The organism is Hymenobacter pini (genome assembly GCF_020421205.1).
Taxonomy (GTDB): Bacteria; Bacteroidota; Bacteroidia; order Cytophagales; family Hymenobacteraceae; genus Hymenobacter; species Hymenobacter pini.
Genome location: NZ_JAIZZH010000003.1, coordinates 929,224 through 946,328 on the forward strand (window position 1 = coordinate 929,224; position 17,105 = coordinate 946,328).

Sequence of the window (17,105 nt, forward strand, 5' to 3'; positions counted from 1 at the left end):
AACACATTCATAATTTCGGCTTTCTCTGCCGGCTGTTAGCCACCCATAAAACCAGAGCGTATAGAAGCCTGTAAATTTTGTTTTTTTCCTGCATTCACCTCTCACGCCGTCACACTATGAAAACGCTTTTTGCTTCCGCCGCCGCGCTCCTGCTCGGCATTTCAGTAGCTTCTGCTCAAACTACACCCACTACCTCGGGCGGTACGGGCACTAGCTCCGGCACTAGCACTACCACGCCCCAGTCTTCTACCTCTACCCAGACGCAGGGCACGATGGGTAACTCATCTTCGGGGACCATGCAGGGTAGCACTAACCGCCAGGGCACCATGAGCGGACAAGGCACTAACTCAACCCGGATGAACCGCACCAACGGCAACAACCGCACTGGTAATCGAGACAAGACCATGCAAAAGTCCCGGAGCACCAACGGTAAAAAAACCACTTCTACCAACGGCTCTACTTACTAGAGCACCTCATTTGCCTGAAAGGCTGCCTACACAGTAGGCAGCCTTTTTTATAGCTGGCAGCTACGGGGTAGCTGCGCCGGGGCGTTTCACTTTGCTACTTTGGTTCTTCTGGTGCTGGGAAAAACTGCTTTATCGTCTTCCAACCAAACATTATTACGCTGTCAAACATCCAAGTACGCACCGGCAGCCTGCCTTGACAGTATTCAAATCAGCTACCCGTTAGCACTGCCTCATTCGACACAAAAAAGGCCGTATCATGCCAGATACGACCTTTTTCGGCGTGTGTTAGCTGCTCACTGCTTTTCAACCGGAAACTTATCCAGGATATCCTTGGCCGATTTGGCAAACTCGCTACCCAGACGGGCCGGATTGTTCACGGCATCGGCCACGGAGCCGCGCCACACCAGGTTGTTGCTGCGCGAGTCCACCATATCCAGAATCATGGTGCCTTCTTGGTAAGTTTCGGTGCGGTAGCCGGTGTTGTAGTAGGGCGTGGTGTACCAGTAGCCGTAGTTGATGGGCAGGTAAGCCCCACGGTACGAAAAAGCGTAGGGGAAAGCATAGCCGGCAGCCGGGGGGTTGGCCACCGTGCGCTCGGCTTCCTCAATGTAGAGGTGGTAGGTGAGGTAGAAATCCGGCTTGGCAGTACCCTGCACCATCCGGATGCCCCGCTTGGCCATTTCGCCGTTGATGGCGTCCTGAATTTGCTGGTCGTTGAGGGAGCTTTGGTAGATGGGGTTCCTGGAGTCAGCGGACTTTACTTCGGTTTTGGCCCAGTCGTAAGTGCGGTACTGGCTAAAATCAACACCGGGCTTTTGCTGCACGGCCACCGGGGCTGAGCAGCCCGTTAGTAGCAATACCAGCAGCAGGAATGATGCAAGAGTAGTTTTCATAGAAGAAAAGGCTAAGTCAAGTGAAGGGGTGTTACCGGCTATACTAGCTTGAACTGCGGCTAGTTGCGGCCCACTCCCACATAGCCAAAACCCTGCACGCTGCCCCCGTTGTGCTTCGGCAGACTATGGAACCGGCCCAGCATAGTGCAAACCCAGCCCTGCTCTAAGCCCTCAACGGCACGTTGCCTGCACTCCGTCCACTACCTTTCCCGTAACCAGCCTTCATCAACATTTGGGTAACCGGCAACAAGCACCAGGGCTGCTTCCGGAGTGGAAACAGTCCTGGTGCTTAGGCGACGCCGGTTTACGCAGTTTAGCAAGCTCCCCCGTCGAGGCCGCAGGCGGCCCCCTCGGAGCCGGCCAGCTGCACTGGCTGCGGACGACCTTCGGCCCAAACTTTTTCCAGTACCTCACGGAATAGCTCGGTGGGCTGCGCGCCCGATACGGCGTATTTATCCTCGAACACGAAGTAGGGTACCCCGCGGATATTCAGCTGCTGCGCCTGGTACTCATCGTAGCGCACTTCCTGCTCAAACTGGCTGGAGGCCAGCAGCTGCTCTACCTCGGCGGCGGGCAGGCCCAGTTCAGCGGCCAGGCGCACCAGCGTTGCCCCATCATTAATGTCCAGGCCTTCTTCCAGGTACGCTTTAAACAGGCGTTCCTTGGCCGCATCCTGCTGGCCGTGCCGGGCAGCCAAGTGTACCAGCCGGTGGGCCCGCAGGGAGTTAGCCGGCACTACGTGGTCGAAGTCAAACGCCAAGCCTTCTTCGGCGGCCATCTGCGCCATGTTGGCGCTCATTTGCCGGGCCCAGGCTTCCGACTGGCCATATTTATGGGCCAGGCGGGCGTACTGGCTTTCGCCGGGCGTGGGGTTGGCCTGAGGGTCCAGCTCGAAGCTGCGCCAGTGGATTTCTACGTCCTGGGCGTGGTCGAAGGAAGCCAGGGCCTTCTCCAGGCGGCGCTTCCCGATGTAGCAAAACGGACATAGGATGTCCGACCAGATTTCTATTTTCATGCTGCGTGGGCGTTGTGGCGGTTGAAACCGCTATAAGCCCGTTCGTCAGCAAAAAGTTTACCCCAGCCTTATCAACCCATGACTGCCTGCCACTTTAACGCCACCCTGGAAGCCGGCGGCCCCAGCTTTATGCCCACGCAAATACTGGTGGTGCCCCCTGTGATGCTGGAAGCCCTGGGCGGCCGGCAGGTGCGCCGGGTAACGGGCACGCTCAATGGCCACTCCGTGCGGCTGGGCCTGTTGCCGCTTACCGGGGGTGGCCGCTATCTGATGGTGAACAAGGAGCTGTGCCAGCGCATTGGTGTGCAGCTGGGCCAGCGCGTAACGCTGGCACTGGCACCCGACCCGGAACCGGACCGGGTGGATATTCCGGATGAGCTGGCGGAGGCGCTGGAGGCGTGGCCCGAAGCTGAGGAGCAGTTTCAGCAGCTCTCCGGCAGCATGCGCCGGGCCGTGGCCCAGCACGTACACACGGCCAAGCAGGCCGAAACCCGCATGCGCCGGGCCGTAGAAATTACCGAGCGGCTAGCCCGGGGAGGGCACCCATTTCGCAAAAGCTAGGCCTTACTTGGTGAGGCTGATATTCACGGTGGCCGCCGCACCAGCTACGGTAAACTTGCAGTCATCAAATGCCGGGGGAGCCAGCCGGGGCCGCACGTTGTTGGAAAAGGCGAACGGCTCGGTGGGAATACCCATCAGGTTTTTATCCAGCTTGTCGTTGTTGTTCACGTCCTGGGTAATGGCCACGGCCCACTCGCCGGCGGGTAGCTCCACGGGCAGGCTCACCTGCCGCTGACCACCGGGTTTTACCACCCGCATAAACGCGTAACCGCCCTTAGTCAAAAACTTCTCGCGCACATTGTAGAAGTATAGCTTTACGGCTGAGGTACTGGAGGCCAGCGCCGACACCACCACCGTAACGGAGGCATTGGGTTGAGCAGCGTGGCTCAGGTGCGGGAGCAGGAGGGTCAACGTCACCCCGGCCGAGCAGCAAAAACGACGGAATACGTGCATGGCAGAAAGCAGGCTGGTGAAACGATGACCTGCCAACACGGCCTTCTGCAAAATCATTCAGCCGCGGCCTAGACCAGGCTGCTACGCTGCAGCCCACACCCGGGCCCAGGCATCAGCCGGCGAGGCCACGTGCGTAGCCTGCAGGGCGTTTTTCTGCATCAACCGCCGCGAAAACTGCTGCAAGGCAATCTGCCCGAATATATTTTCGGGCGAGATAAAAATCAGCTGCCGGATGCCGGCCGCGTAGGCCCGGTGGTTCCAGTCAGAAGCAGCCCACTCCTGGTCGGCCGGGAGCATGGCCCCGAAGTACCGGGCGTCGGAAACCCACCCCAGACGCGGATACTGCGGGGCGTATCGGCGGTAAAAATCCAGCGCTGTATCTAACACCAAACGCAGGTGCTGGCTGTTAGCAAAACCGTGCCAGCGCACCAGCAGGCAGGGCACCTGAGGCAGTAATAGTATTTCTCCGTGAGCTTCAGTATGAAGCAATATCTCAGACATAACGGGGCGGGCAGCAGCCCAAAACCACCAGGCTTGCAGTAGCTGGTTATGTCCGTTTACGCGTGGGCCATACTGCCCGTGCTGGGCTTTCGGCCAATGCTACGCCTACCACGCCTAACCCTGATGCCGGCTCGCCTAATGCTGCCGGGTTACCTGCCGGAGCCACTCAGAGGCCGGCCCAACCTCTTCAAACGTGAGAATAAGCGGCCAGCCGGTAACGGCAATAGAGTTTTCGGCGTAGGCGCGGCCTTCCGGCACGGGGGCGTACACCCAGGCCAGGTAATGCAGTCCGCCTTCAAAGAGCAGGTCCATAATCTGGTAGCTGCGCTGCTCCTCCGGCGTTAAGCTCATCTGGTAGACGGCCGTGTTGTCGTTGAGCAGGCGCTGGTACCGGCCGGTTCGTATCACCTCCAGTACTTTTTCGGCGCCCTCGTGCACCTCGGCAAACGTGATATTACCGCGCCATTGCGCGTGCAGATACTCAAACCGGGCATCGTAGGTCAGCAGCAGAAACGGCTTATCAAACAGTATTTCCTGTCTACCAGCACCCACAGGTAACACCGCAACTGAGGTGTGCCGGGATACAGCAGGTGTTGCTCCATGCCTCGCCGCCACCACGGGAAGCGGGTCATTGTTAATTTCCGGCGGATAGCTACCAGTGTCGTAACGCATAGAACGTACTTGCTTTATATACAAGGAAATATACCACAAGTTTGGAGTACTCACTACGCTTAAGTCCGCAGAAAATTGTGCAGCCCACGCAGTACCTGAGCGGGGCCACTTACTGCGCAGCAATGGCCTGCACCTACGCGGTGGTGCTACACGCCTACGTCGGAGGGCAGGGCGGATACTTCTCTGTGCAGAGGATCCAGTGCGGGGTCTGCCATGGCGGCAAAGGTTGCAACCATTCCGGAGCTAGTGGCCTCTTCCTGGTATCTTCCGGTTTTAGTTTGTGGAGCTTATGACGCGTATGTATGCCGCTGCAGCTGTTGCTGCGGCCCTGGTGCTGGCTGGTTGCGCCAAAGACGATGAGCCGGTACCTGCCCCGGTATACTTGCTCGACCAGCGGTGGATGCTCACCGAAATAGACGGTGAGAAGCTAACGGCCCCGGCCGGCAGCCCCACCACCTACCTCACGCTGAGCTCAGTGGGCGGCACCAACCAGGGCCAGAGTTTCTGCAACCAGTATGGCGGCCAGTACACCTTGGCGAGTGGCACCGCCCAGCTCACCTTCGGGCCGCAGTTCAGCACCTTTGCCACCTGCCCCAGCCAGCACCAGGAAACCCGGTACCTCACGCTGCTGCCCAGCATTGCGCGCTATACCATTGAGAACCGGCAGCTAGCCCTGTACGATGCCACCCATCCTGAGCCCCGGCTGGTGTTCCGGGCGGCCGAGTAAGCCACGTACTCCGTTCTTGATTTAGCGGTTGGCCTCTACCACCAGCCGGGCCTGCGCGGTTACTGGTTCCCCGTTGGCAGCCACCCCCTCCAGGCGGGCCAGGAAGGCCCCGGCGGCATCGGCGGTGTAGAAAGTGAACCGGGCCTGCCCGGAAGCAGGTATGTGCAAAGTCGGCTGCCAGTACAGCGTTGTCAGGCGTGGGTCGGGGCGCTGGGCGGGGGCCGGAGTCTCGTAACGCGGGGCGTAGAACTCGCGGGCACGGTAGTAGGCCGGCAGGCGGCGGGCCGCCACACCGGGCGACGCCACCGGGTTGACCGGACCGCCCGTGCGCTTCGTGAATACTGCCAGGGCACCGGTGCGGGCACCGCCCCCATATACTATGGTTTGGTTGCCGGATAGCATTTCCACCCGGTCAATATCCTGCACGGGTATAGTCAGCAGCGTGGTTATATCGGTGGGTACGCCATCCAATAGCATCAGCGGCACGGGGCTCATGGTAAGTGACACCTGCCCCCGGTACTGCACATCATACCGCATCCCGCTGCCGCTGATTTGCAGGCTGGGAATCTTCCCGCGAATCACATCGAATATGTTGCTGTAGCTGGCGGCCCCAGGCACGTCCTTGGTACGTACCACGTAAGTAGCCGAGGAGTGCAGGGCCCGCACATCGTGCTCCGGAACAGGGCGCTGGCCCCGCACCGTTACGTTGCGCAGTACAATGCCGCTGGTGGTATCGGGCCGGAAATGGCGCTCCAATACCTGCTGCCGACGACTTTGCTGCCCGTAGGTAGTGAGCTGCGGTTGGATTTGCGCCGGCGCAGTCAGCGGGGGCTGCACGGGCAGGTCGGCGCCGGGCACCGGCCACCGGTCCCAGAGGCGCAGGGTTACTTTGTCGCCGCCTTTGGGGGTGCGGGCCTGCAGCACCGTCCGTACCGTATCGGCACCATCAAAGCCGTTGAGCAGGAAATACCCCTGCTCGTTGGTAGTAAACTGACTTACGGAAGTAGTGCCCTGCTGCAACAGGGTGAGCTGGCCGTTGGGCATGGGCTTGCCATTGGCGCGAACCAGCTGTCCACCCAGCAACAAACTACGCTCCAGCGGAAAGCCAAATGTGCTGGCTACCGGCTCGGGGGCCAACACCTGCTGCCACACAAACCGGCTCCATCCTTGGGTAAGCAGCAGGTCGTCGAGGGCGCGACGGGTGGCGGGCGTATCGTCGCGGAAATACCCGGCCGGGTTTTCCACGTAGCCGCGCAATTCCGAGGTCAGGAGCAGATGGGCCTGCACAGTCGTCAGCTGCTGTCCTTCGGTGGGCAACCCGTTTTCGGCGGCCACTGCCACCGACACTTCCGCAGCCAACGGTTGGCCCTGCGCATCGTGCACGGCTACCTCAACGCTCACGGGCTGCCGAAGGCCGTAAGCCGGCTTATCAGCCCGTAGCTCGGCAGCGGGCGTGGCTGGTGCGGGCGCAAACACCAGCCGCTCCGCGCGAGCCACATTTTGCTCGTCCAGCAGGGTAATGTGCACGAGGCCAGCCGGCAGGCGGTCTTTCGGGATGGTAGCGGCGAAGGTTTCGCCGGGGGCAATAGCGCCAGCCCCGGCGTATACCGGTGTGCCGCGCACGTGGGCTACCACCTGCAGCGCCTCGGCGCCGGTGGCCCCGGGCCGCCGCACATACAGGGCAAAATGCGGCCCCATGTCGCGCACCGTGAGCAGCCAGCCGCTGGCCTGGGCTGCCGGCAACGGGTACGAGGCAGTGGTGCCATCGGGCAAAGCAACCCGGGCGTGGTACTGGTGGCCAGATTGGGGTGTAAAGGTGAAGGAGTTCATCCCCAGCGCCGGGGTACTGAATTCCACTACCGGCTGGTTCTGCTCATCGAGCACGGTGCCGCGCAAGGACATCCCCCGCCCGGTAGCGGCCACGGCCTTCACTCCTACCACCGCCGCCGCGCCCTGTACATACTCCCCTCCTTCCGGGAAAAACTGCACATCGGGTTTGGTTGCCGTGGTACGTGCCGCCGAGGTACGCGCAGGCAACCCCGGCGCTGCGGCAGCCCCTGGCTCAGCGGCTGGTGGCACAGCCTGCCATACGGGTACCTGCCGGGTGAAGAACAGTCCTTCGGGCCAGTTGCGCATCCAGTTGGTGTACGCCCGAATGGTGTAAATGCCGGTTGGCAAGGTATCGGGCAGCACAATATCACCCTCGGCCAAGCCCCGGTTGAGGCGCAGAGTCCGGCGGAAGGCCACCGTGCGCCGGGGCGTTACCACATCCACGTACAGCACCCGGCTCAGCGTATCCAGCTGGTGAGTTGCGGCGCCCACCACGTAGGCCTTAAACCACAGGGTTTCGCCGGCAGCGTAGGCATCCTGGTTGAGGTGCAGGTAGCTGACTTCGGGCTGGGCCTCGGCGTAGAAACGCTGCACCTGCTGTAGTAGTCGTTGCGGATCCGGCAGCGCCGGCCGGAAGGCCACTACGCTGCTCAACGCAATTCCGCCCACTAATAGGCCCCAGGTATTTTTACGAATCATCCCTATTTATATAGTTCAGTGATAATACTTGCTAAAGCAGCACGAGCTCACATAAGCATTTGATGAAGAACACTCATCATTCTAAAAACCCACGTTGAGCACCAGCGGCTGCAGCTGCCAGCGTTGGTAGTAGGAGTCGTACACGGTGCGCACACCAACTTCCAGCGGGGTGCGCAAGCGCAGTGGGTTGAACACGGCCGATACATCGAAGCCCGTAGAATAGTAGGTGCGGCGGAATGTAGGGTGCGCGGCCCGCACGCCATCGTAGAACACATTGCCTTTCAGGCGCTGCACGTATAGCACCCGGCCCAGCTCCCAGTGCACATCGGCCAGGGGCAGGCGGTACTCGGCGCTGTAGGAGGTGAGGCGGTTGGCGCTGAGGTAGGGCAGGTTGCGGGGGTAAAAAATGGCCGCCCCAAACCGGTATTCTTGCTGCTGCTGGTACTGGTAGCCTGCCCGCAGCCGCAGCACGTGGTGCCAGCCAATACCCGGCAGAAACAGGCTGCCCTGCGCCCCCAGCTGCCGGGCTTCCAGCCCCCGGCCAAAGGGAGTATCCCGCACCGTCAGCAGCACGCTCTGGCCCCAGCGCGGAGCCACGTCGCGGGTGCTCTGGCGCAGAGTGCGGGCAAAGCTGATGGTGCCCAGCAGCACGTTGAGGGGCTGACCGGCCACTTCCGTAATGAGGCGCTGCGTGAAGGGGTAGTTGCGGGCCTGCTCGCGCTGGTAGTAGGCCCCTACCGTGAGCGAGGTGAGCATGCGGGAAGTGGTGAGCACCAACGGCACCCGCGTGCCTAAGCTCAGGCGGTTGTACTGCCAGGTCTCCTCACCGCCCCCACCTACTGGCAACGCCCCAATAGCCCGGCGGCCACCATGCTCCACGCTCACATCCAGCACCGGCCCCAAGCCTTGGTAGCTAATATCGGCAAACACCCGGCCGGTGCGCTCCACCCCGTCGTAGCCCACGCCCGCAATGGCCTGGGTAGTGCTGAGCACGTCCTGGGCCCGGATGCCGAGGTTGAGGCCGTTGCCGGATGGGCTTTGCACCAGGCCCCAGCCGTAGAGGTTGGGCGCGTGGGGCAGGCGGCGGTAGCGCCGGGCTACCAGCGCGGGCCCGCCTGCCGAGTCCTGAGGCAGTACGGGGCCCACAGTGCGGGTCCCCGGCTCGCGGGCAGCCAGCTCGTCGGCGTAGCGGTTGGGGGCCGGGGCGGCGGGCGGAGCAGGCAGCCACTGGGCCGGATTCAGGGGCATTTCCAGCACCCGGCTGCCCTGGGCCCGGATTTCGTGGAAGGCCAGCCGCTGGCCGTCGGGGCTGAGGGCGGGGTGGTAGCTGCCCACCGGGCGGCTGGTTACCTGCCGCACCTCGCCGGTACTGATGCGCACGGCGTACACCTCCTCCTGCCCCGAGCGGGGCGAGGTGAACAGCACCACATCGGGCCCGGGCTGGGGCTGGCTGATGTTGTCGTTGGCGGCGGGTAGCAGCACCCGGACCTGGCCGGTTTCAGTGTTCAGCAGTTCCAGGCGCTTGCCGGCCGTTTCCAGCCGCACCACGGCCGCCGTGCGCCCGTCGGCGGCGAAGCGGGGGTGCAGGTAGGGCTGGTTTTGCGGGTTCTCGAAGGTGCGCAGCTCCCGGCCGGTTTCGGTATCCAGCAGGTGCAGGCGGTGTTGGTAGCTGGAATCGGTGCTGACCGCCAAAAGGCGGCGGCCGTCGGGGCTGAGCACGGCGGTGGTGTAGCGGCTGCGGCAGCCGGGCCGGCTTACCTGCCCGGTGGCTACGTCCAGCACCCGCAGCTCAGAGTACACTTGCTGCTGCCAGCGCGGGTGGTAGCGGAATTCCAGCCAGGCCATCTTACCTCCACCCGCCGACAATTGCTCCGCGTTATGGTGCAGGCCCATCACCCACAGCTCCCGCTCGGGGCGGTTCCGGCGCAACGCCACCAGCCGGGGCGTGTGGCCCAGGCCGGATTTCAGGGCCACTAGGGTACTGTCGTCGAGGTACTGCGGGAGCTGGTATTCGGTAAATACCTTTTCGGTGGCGGCCACGGGCAGCTCGGTGGCGGGCGTGAGGGGGCGGGCAGCGGCTTCCGCGCGCCAGAGGCTATCCAACTCCTGCACGGTGCGCTGGTACAGGTCGTCGGTGCGCAGGCCGGTGGTGCGGCGTAGCTTGTCGGAAAACGACAGCGGGTACACCGGGAAGCGGTAGTACCGGTTCAGCACGGTGCCCCACACGCCGGGGTCGGGGGCGGTACGCTTGAGGCGGGTAGTCAGGAAATAGCCCAGCACGTAGTGGTTGGGCACATTATCCCGGAACGAGCCGGCTACGGCCTTAGCGTAGGAGTAGCGCCGCCCGGCCAGCAGGTTGGCCCGGAAGTAGGCGTCGAAGTTCGGAATCCGGCCACGGCCGCTGCGGGTCAGGGCGGTTTCGGTACCCACGGCGTCGCCCTCGGCAAACCAGTCGGGCACACCCAAGGTGGTGAGGCCCAGCCCGCCGTAGCCGCCAAATAAGTACCCAAGCTGCCCGATGCCCTGGTGGGCTTTATCAAACTGCACCACGTGGCGGTACTCGTGCACGGTCAGCTCATCCAGCCAATCCAGGGTACCAGGCAAGAAGGGGTCCTGGGGGAAGGTGGTGTAGAACTCGGAATGTCGGGGCAGCAGGGTCACGAAGCCGTTACCGATGGTATTGCGGGCCTGCAGCACCACCGTAATGGGCCGGCCGGCCAGCCCCAGCGAAGCCCCGCCCGGCTCGTGCACCTGCTCCAGCCGGGCCGCCGTGCGGCGGGCCCGCGCCTCAAACCCCTCGGGGTAAACCACCCGAAAATGGGAGGTGCGCACCTCGTACCAGCGTACAGCAGCGGGCACTTGCTGCTCCACCGGCAGCAGGGTTTGGGCCGCCCCCATTAGGGGACAAAAGACCAGCCCCAGGGCCGGCAACAGTGTAAAAACTGGGAATTTCACGGGAGCAGCTATTGTTCTACTTCCCGAAGAAACCACCCGGCCCGCCCGAAAACAATTTTATCTGGTGAACGGGCTGCGTCCAGCCATGGAGTGGCTGCGTATGTACGGTTTTCCTCTCACGTTGCCGTCGACTTTCTGCTGTATGAATCTGTTGAAAAACGGCCTTGCGGCCTTGTTGATTACCCTGCTGGCCTCCTGCTCGGAGCGCCGTCCCGCCGAGGCGCAAGCCGAGCCCGGCCCCCTGACCCGCTCCACCGCCGCCCCGGCTCCCGCTAACACCCAGGGCTTGGCCCAAGCCACTTTTGCGGGCGGCTGTTTTTGGGCTACCGAGGAAGTGTTTGAGGAGCTGCGCGGCGTGAAGGCGGCCGTGTCGGGTTACAGCGGGGGCACGGTGGCCAACCCCTCGTACGAGGAAGTGGGCAACGAGCAGACCGGCCACGCCGAGGCCGTACAGGTGTACTACGACCCCAAGCAAATCAGCTACCAGCAGCTGGCCGATGTGTTCTTCCAAGCCGCCCACGACCCCACCCAACTTAACCGCCAGGGCCCCGACCAGGGCCCGCAGTACCGTTCGGTGGCTTTTTACCGCACCCCTGCCGAGAAGAAAATCTTGGAAGAAACCATCAGCCGCGTGAATGCCAGCAAGCAGTACAGCAGTCCTATTGTGACGCAGGTGCGGCCCTACCGGCAGTTCTGGCCCGCCGAGGGCTACCACCAGGGCTACCTGCGCCTGCACCCCCGCGAGAGTTACATCCAGAACGTGTCGATGGTGAAGGTGGAAAAGGTGCGCCACAAATTCCCGCAACTGCTGAAAAATCCGCTGTAGCGGATTGATAAATTACGCCTGTCATCCTGAGCAGCGCGAAGGACCTCATCACGTTCGTACGAATGCCGTGTTAACGGTTCATTTCAGCGTGACAAGGTCCTTCGCGCTGCTCAGGATGACAGGCTTTCTTTTGCTTCGATTCCCTGCTCAGCACAAATTTTTCTCCACTTCGGAACTTTTCCTGAAAAACTGGCACCGGGTTTGCAAACTCACTAATATCTTACTTCTGGCCAGAAGCTGAACCATTGCCCGCCCCGGTGCTACCAACGCGACTGGTGTATCCTATCCGGTTATTTCTCAGCTTCTGCATTGCCATGAAAAAGCTTCTCCCCTTCCTGCTGCTCCTGTGCTTGGCCGCCTGCGCCCCCCGGGTGTACACCGCCCGCGACTTCAAACAACAGGTGCAGCCCCGCCACCACGCGGTAGCCATTCTTCCCTTCAACGTTCAGATAAAGCCCGCCCCGCCGTTCCCCGGCCAGCGGCCCCGCTTTAGCCAGCGCGAGCTGGCCGAGCAGGAATACCAGACCGGCCTGGCCGTGCAGGGCAACGTGTACAGCTGGCTGCTACACCGGGGCCAGCGCAAAGATGGCTACACGGTGGAGTTTCAGGATGTAGCCCGCACTAACGCCCTGCTCCAGCAGGCTGGCCTCAGCTACGAGGATATGCAGCTGAAGCCCCGCGAGGAGTTGGCTAAGCTACTGGGCGTGGATGCCGTGGTAACCGGCCAGCTCCTGCTCAATAAACCCCTGCCCCTGGCCGCCGCCGTAGCCATCAATGTCCTCACGCCGTTCTACGCCATATCGGATGAGGTGACGGCCTCCCTGAGCCTGCACGACCAGCAGGCCGGCCGCCTGCTCTGGCGCTACGACTGCCGCCTCCAGGGCGGCGGGGGCCTCACCGACAATGCGCAGAACCTAACCAACTCCCTCATGCGCAACGCCGCCAAGCGTTTCCCTTATCAGCGCCGGGGGTAGCAGTAGTCGGGTCCAGTCTGTTGCCGAAGCGGAGGCGCTGAGTATCTTTCAGCGTCTCCGCTTTGTGCTTCTCGTTATGCCCGCCCCTACCCTGCTTTCCAAGCTGCCCGATGTGGGCACCAGTATCTTTTCGGTGATGACCCAGCTGGCCCAGGACAACGGGGCTATCAACCTGGCCCAGGGCTTCCCGGATTACGACCCGCCACGGCCACTGCTAGAGGCGTTGGCCCGCCACGTGCTCACGCCCGGCCACCAGCAGTACGCCCCCATGCCCGGCCTGCCTTGCCTGCGCGAGGCCATTGCCGATAAAACCGCCCGCCTCTACGGTTACCGCCCCGATGCGGCTACCGAAATAACCGTAACCAGCGGGGCCACCGAGGCCCTGTACGCGGTACTGGCCGCCGTGGTGCTCCCCGGTGATGAGGTGCTGATTCTGGAGCCGGCTTACGATTTGTATGGCCCCGCCGTGCGCCTGCAGGGCGGCCAGCCGGTGTACGTACCCCTAGCGCTGCCCGATTTCCGGCCCGACTGGGGCCAAGTGGCCGCCGCCCTCACGCCCCGCACCCGGCTGCTAATGATTAACTCGCCCCACAACCCCACCGGGGCCGTGCTGACGGCCGAGGATTTGGATACCTTGGCCGGCCTGCTGCGCAACACCGATACCCTGCTGCTCAGCGACGAGGTGTATGAGCACATGGTATTCGACGGGGCACGGCACCAAAGCGTGACGGGCCACCCCGAGCTGCGGGAGCGGGCCTTTGTGCTGTCGTCGTTTGGCAAAACCTACCACGCCACCGGCTGGAAGGTGGGCTACTGCGTGGCCCCGCCGGCCCTCACGGCCGAGCTGCGCCGGGTGCACCAGTTCGTGACCTTCAGCGTGAGCACGCCCACCCAGCACGCCCTGGCCGACGTGCTGCCCCTTACGGAACTCTACGACGAGCTGTCTGCCTTCTACCAGCAAAAGCGCGACCTGTTTCGGGAGCTGCTGGCCGGTACGGGGCTGCGCCTGCTGCCGGTAGCGGGCGGCTACTTCCAAGTGGCCGATTTCAGTGCCCTGGCCCCGGAACTGACCGATGAGCAGTTTGCCCGCCGCCTCACCCAGGAAACCGGCGTGGCTGTAGTGCCTCTTTCAGCCTTCTACCACCACCGCCACGACGACCGGCTGGTGCGTTTTTGCTTTGCCAAACAGGAAGCCACGCTACGCGCAGCGGCCGAACGTCTGCATCAGCAGACTTTGCAAGCCAATTGAAATATAGCTTTGTTGAATAGCATATTTTACGTATACTTCCTGACTGATCTTCTTCAACACACCTGCTGTCATGTCCGATTTAACCGTTTCATTTGTGCAGGCGGCCCTGCGCTGGCACGACCCAGCCGCCAACCACCAGGAAATGAGCCGTCACATTGATGCCATTTCCATTCCGACGGACCTGATTGTGCTGCCGGAAATGTTTACTACCGGTTTCAGCATGGAAGCCGCCGCGCTGGCCGAGCCAATGGACGGCCCCACCCTGGAGTGGATGCGCCTGATAGCCGACGCCCGCGACGCTGTGGTAACTGGTACCATCATCGTGCGCGATGAGGATGGACGCTACTTCAACCGCCTGCTGTGGGTGCGGCCCGATGGCTCAGTAAGCTACTACAACAAGCGCCACTTATTTACCATGGCCGGGGAGCACCACGTGTACACGGCTGGCACGGAGCGGCTGATTGAGGAGTGGCGCGGCTGGCGCATTTGCCCCCTGATCTGCTACGACCTGCGCTTTCCCGTGTGGAGCCGCACCCCCCTGGATCAGCCCTACGACCTGCTGTTATACATGGCCAACTGGCCCGCCGCCCGCCGCACCGCCTGGATGACCCTGCTCCGCGCCCGCGCCATCGAAAACCTGGCCTACACCATGGGCGTGAACTGCGTGGGCACCGATGGCAACGGCCTCAGCTACACCGGCGACTCCGCCCTGCTGGATATGCGCGGCGAGTATCTGGTGGAAGTCGGCAACCAGGAAACCAGCATTACCCGCACCCTGCGCCGCGCCGAGCTGACCGCCTACCGGGAGCGTTTTCCCGCCCTCCAAGACGGCGACGCTTTTGAGCTGCGTAGCCTAGTTGATGCCTGATTTTTACTTTTCCTGATAAAAGCAGAACGTCATTCCGCGCTGAGGAATGACGTTCTGCTTTTATCAGGAAAAGTAAAAATCAGGCATCAACTATTCATTATTTCACTTCCAGCCGCCGCACGGTGGTTTCGCCGGTGAGGGCCTGGCAGCGCACCAGGTATATGCCGGCCGCCAACCCCGCTACGGGCAGTTGATGAGTGCGCGCGGCGGCGGCAGCCGGTCGCACCACCCGGCCAGCTAAATCCAGTACCGTTACGCGCACGGGTTGGGCCGCTTCCAGCGTAGCCGTGAACGTGGCCGGGTTGGGATAGAGCTGCACCCCTAAACTGGGCTGGGCAGCCTGGGTAGCCGTAACTACCCGGTTGCGCCCTTGGAAGCTGACAACACCCCCACTTTCCAGCCCCAGAAATAGCTCGGGGGCACCGTCCCCATCTACATCGGCGGCGGCCAAAGAATAGCGGCACAAGTTGGCCCGGCCCCACTGCCCCGGCTGAAACTGTTTTGTGAGTACGTTGTAGAACACATCGGAGCGGCCCAGAAATGCCCCGACTTGCGCCTGGGCCCGCACGTCCGAGAATAGCTGCACGTCGCCGTAGGTATCGGCCGTGAGCAGATCCGGGCGGCCGTCACCGTCGAAATCCGCTACTATGGGGCTCAGGTAGGTGGGGCGGGCACCGGTGCTGGTGCGCAGGCGGCCAAAATCATTATCCTGCACCGTAAAGGCTTGGCGCAGGTTGGTGGCCCCGGTGTTGCGGTAGTAGCGCAACGACTGGCCCGGGTAATCTAGGGAGTTGGCGTTGGTACCCAGCAACATATCCACCAGCCCGTCGCCGTTGATGTCGGCAAAGGCGGGCATATCGAAAGCCCGTTGGGGCATATTGGCGAAAGTGGCCGCCGTGCTCACATCGAAAGCCACTGGCTGGCCCGCTTTGGCCGTGTTGAGCACGTAAGTGATGGGGTTGTCGGTGGAGTTGCGGGCGAAGGAGGAGTACACCAGATCCACGGCTCCGTCCCGGTTCAAGTCAACCAGTATGGGCTTAATGAAGCCGAGCTTGCGGCTCATCAGGCCCAGGTAATCCGTCGTCATCAACTGAAACACCGGCGCGGTGCGGGTGCCCGTATTGCGGTAGTAGCTCAGGCCGGCCCGGTAAAAGCCCTTGGCGTTGTTGCGGCTCACTCCACCCAGCAGCATATCCACCAGCCCGTCGCCGTCAATATCCCCGAAAGCGGGAGCCGCCATCTCGCTTACCTCCAGCATATCGTGCTGCAGAAAATCCAGCTGCTCGCGCACCAGGCTGGGGGCCGCCGCCGTACCTGCGTTGCGGTACAGCCGCACCGACTGCCGGGTTTCAATAGTGTCGGTGTTATCGTAGAGGTTGGCGGCCACTACCAGGTCGGGGCGGCCGTCGAAGGTCACGTCCACGGGGTACGCGGCCGGGAAGTTGGGCAGCCGCACGGGCGTGGTATTGAATGGGGCCAGCGCGTTGGAGCCGGCGCTGCTGAAACGGGCGGTCTGGGCCGTGCCATCGTTGCGCAGCACGGTCAGCTCGGGGCAGTTGTCACGCCCGGTCAGCAGGTCTTTGTCCCCGTCTCCGTCCAGATCGAACAGGGCAATGTTGTAGCCGCCGGTGTGGGCGGGGCGGGGCAGCGGGCGGCACCGGTCGGGGGCAAACGTAAAGCTGCCGCACCCGCTCAAGCAGGCAATTATTTCGCCCCAGTAGCTTGAGGCCTCGCGCAACTCCAGCCCTCCGCAACCGGTAGCCGTGGTGTTGCGGTAGTAGTAGATGGAAGGCGAGGTGGCAGCGAAATCATAAGTAAGCACGTCGAGGCGGCCGTCACCATCCACGTCCTCAATGGCGGGCGTGTTGTAGCCGCCGGTGGCAATGTTTACGGGACCGAAGGCATCATTGTAGGTGAGCATTGGGGTAACCAGTTGGAAGCCGGGCCGCCCGGATGCGTCGGGCATGTGCCGGAACACGCGGATGTTGCTGCCGGAAGCATCGGCCGTGAACAGGTCGGGGCGGCCGTCACAGTCGTAGTCGCGCAGCAGCACCCAGCCGTACAGGTCCGCCGGAAACAGGGCTGCGTAGTCGGGGGCAAACTGCCAGCCGCGCCCGGTGGCGGTGGCCACGCTCAGAAATGGCAGCACCCGGTTGTTGGCCCGGTCAAACACTACCAAATCAGGCTGCTGGTCGGCGTTGAGGTCAAGGTTGGAGAACTGGGGCGAGTTGAGCCCCCCGGCCCAGGCGTTGGGCAGCGTCTCGGAGCCGTGCACTACTTTTGCCCCGGGCCAGTATTCGAACCCAAACTGGCCCGTGCTCTGCGCCGTAGCCCCGTAGCTTCCACTGCCCATCAGCGTTAGTAAAACGCCCTGAAGTAATAGTTTACGCATCAAAAAGGCGACATTAGCGGCCC

At 62.5% G+C, this 17,105-nt stretch carries 15 protein-coding genes; 7 read left to right on the plus strand and 8 right to left on the minus strand.

The genetic code is table 11. The annotated features are described in order from the left end of the window. Window positions 1–116: 116 nt before the first annotated feature. Window positions 117–467, plus strand: a complete 351-nt coding sequence (locus LF252_RS15405) for a hypothetical protein (RefSeq protein WP_226270464.1) — start codon at window positions 117–119, stop codon at window positions 465–467. 293 nt (window positions 468–760) lie between these two features. Here LF252_RS15405 and LF252_RS15410 read toward each other — a convergent pair whose 3' ends face one another. Beyond that, window positions 761–1,360 (minus strand): DUF4136 domain-containing protein, encoded by a 600-nt coding sequence (locus LF252_RS15410; protein WP_226270465.1) that lies wholly within the window; start codon window positions 1,358–1,360, stop codon window positions 761–763. Between the two features lie 313 nt (window positions 1,361–1,673). Then, window positions 1,674–2,375, minus strand: coding sequence for a DsbA family oxidoreductase (locus LF252_RS15415; protein ID WP_226270466.1), 702 nt, complete (start codon window positions 2,373–2,375; stop codon window positions 1,674–1,676). A gap of 78 nt (window positions 2,376–2,453) precedes the next feature. On the opposite strand from LF252_RS15415, the gene LF252_RS15420 reads away from it, so the two are divergent. After that, entirely contained in the window at window positions 2,454–2,936 is a 483-nt protein-coding gene (locus LF252_RS15420; protein ID WP_226270467.1) for a YdeI/OmpD-associated family protein, read from the plus strand. A 3-nt stretch (window positions 2,937–2,939) separates the two neighbouring features. Here LF252_RS15420 and LF252_RS15425 read toward each other — a convergent pair whose 3' ends face one another. From LF252_RS15425 to LF252_RS15435, 3 genes are all read right to left on the minus strand, one after another. Continuing rightward, complete coding sequence (locus LF252_RS15425) at window positions 2,940–3,389, minus strand: DUF2141 domain-containing protein (RefSeq protein WP_226270468.1); 450 nt, start codon at window positions 3,387–3,389, stop codon at window positions 2,940–2,942. An 81-nt stretch (window positions 3,390–3,470) separates the two neighbouring features. Beyond that, window positions 3,471–3,833 carry a hypothetical protein gene (locus LF252_RS15430; protein ID WP_226270469.1) on the minus strand — a complete coding sequence of 121 codons (363 nt, stop codon included), beginning with the start codon at window positions 3,831–3,833 and terminating at the stop codon, window positions 3,471–3,473. Window positions 3,834–4,025: 192 nt separating this feature from the next. Beyond that, complete coding sequence (locus LF252_RS15435) at window positions 4,026–4,442, minus strand: hypothetical protein (protein ID WP_226270470.1); 417 nt, start codon at window positions 4,440–4,442, stop codon at window positions 4,026–4,028. A 409-nt stretch (window positions 4,443–4,851) separates the two neighbouring features. Between LF252_RS15435 and LF252_RS15440 the strand changes: the two genes are divergently transcribed. Then, on the plus strand, window positions 4,852–5,289 hold the full coding sequence (locus LF252_RS15440) for an META domain-containing protein (protein ID WP_226270471.1): 438 nt from the start codon (window positions 4,852–4,854) through the stop codon (window positions 5,287–5,289). A 21-nt stretch (window positions 5,290–5,310) separates the two neighbouring features. Here LF252_RS15440 and LF252_RS15445 read toward each other — a convergent pair whose 3' ends face one another. Next, window positions 5,311–7,818 (minus strand): TonB-dependent receptor plug domain-containing protein, encoded by a 2,508-nt coding sequence (locus tag LF252_RS15445; protein WP_226270472.1) that lies wholly within the window; start codon window positions 7,816–7,818, stop codon window positions 5,311–5,313. Between the two features lie 81 nt (window positions 7,819–7,899). Beyond that, on the minus strand, window positions 7,900–10,773 hold the full coding sequence (locus tag LF252_RS15450; RefSeq protein ID WP_226270473.1) for a BamA/TamA family outer membrane protein: 2,874 nt from the start codon (window positions 10,771–10,773) through the stop codon (window positions 7,900–7,902). Between the two features lie 142 nt (window positions 10,774–10,915). Here LF252_RS15450 and msrA point away from each other — a divergent pair, with 142 nt between their 5' ends. The 4 genes from msrA to LF252_RS15470 all read left to right on the plus strand — a co-directional run bounded on the left by msrA (window position 10,916) and on the right by LF252_RS15470 (window position 14,690). Beyond that, entirely contained in the window at window positions 10,916–11,599 is a 684-nt protein-coding gene (msrA, locus tag LF252_RS15455) for a peptide-methionine (S)-S-oxide reductase MsrA (protein WP_226270474.1), read from the plus strand. A 314-nt stretch (window positions 11,600–11,913) separates the two neighbouring features. Then, window positions 11,914–12,573, plus strand: a complete 660-nt coding sequence (locus LF252_RS15460) for a hypothetical protein (protein WP_226270475.1) — start codon at window positions 11,914–11,916, stop codon at window positions 12,571–12,573. A 76-nt stretch (window positions 12,574–12,649) separates the two neighbouring features. Next, entirely contained in the window at window positions 12,650–13,822 is a 1,173-nt protein-coding gene (locus LF252_RS15465; RefSeq protein WP_226270476.1) for a methionine aminotransferase, read from the plus strand. Between the two features lie 70 nt (window positions 13,823–13,892). Then, window positions 13,893–14,690 carry an amidohydrolase gene (locus LF252_RS15470; RefSeq protein WP_226270477.1) on the plus strand — a complete coding sequence of 266 codons (798 nt, stop codon included), beginning with the start codon at window positions 13,893–13,895 and terminating at the stop codon, window positions 14,688–14,690. 97 nt (window positions 14,691–14,787) lie between these two features. Here the strand turns inward: LF252_RS15470 and LF252_RS15475 are convergent, their stop codons facing one another. After that, window positions 14,788–17,082, minus strand: coding sequence for a T9SS type A sorting domain-containing protein (locus LF252_RS15475; RefSeq protein ID WP_226270478.1), 2,295 nt, complete (start codon window positions 17,080–17,082; stop codon window positions 14,788–14,790). Window positions 17,083–17,105 lie beyond the last annotated feature (23 nt).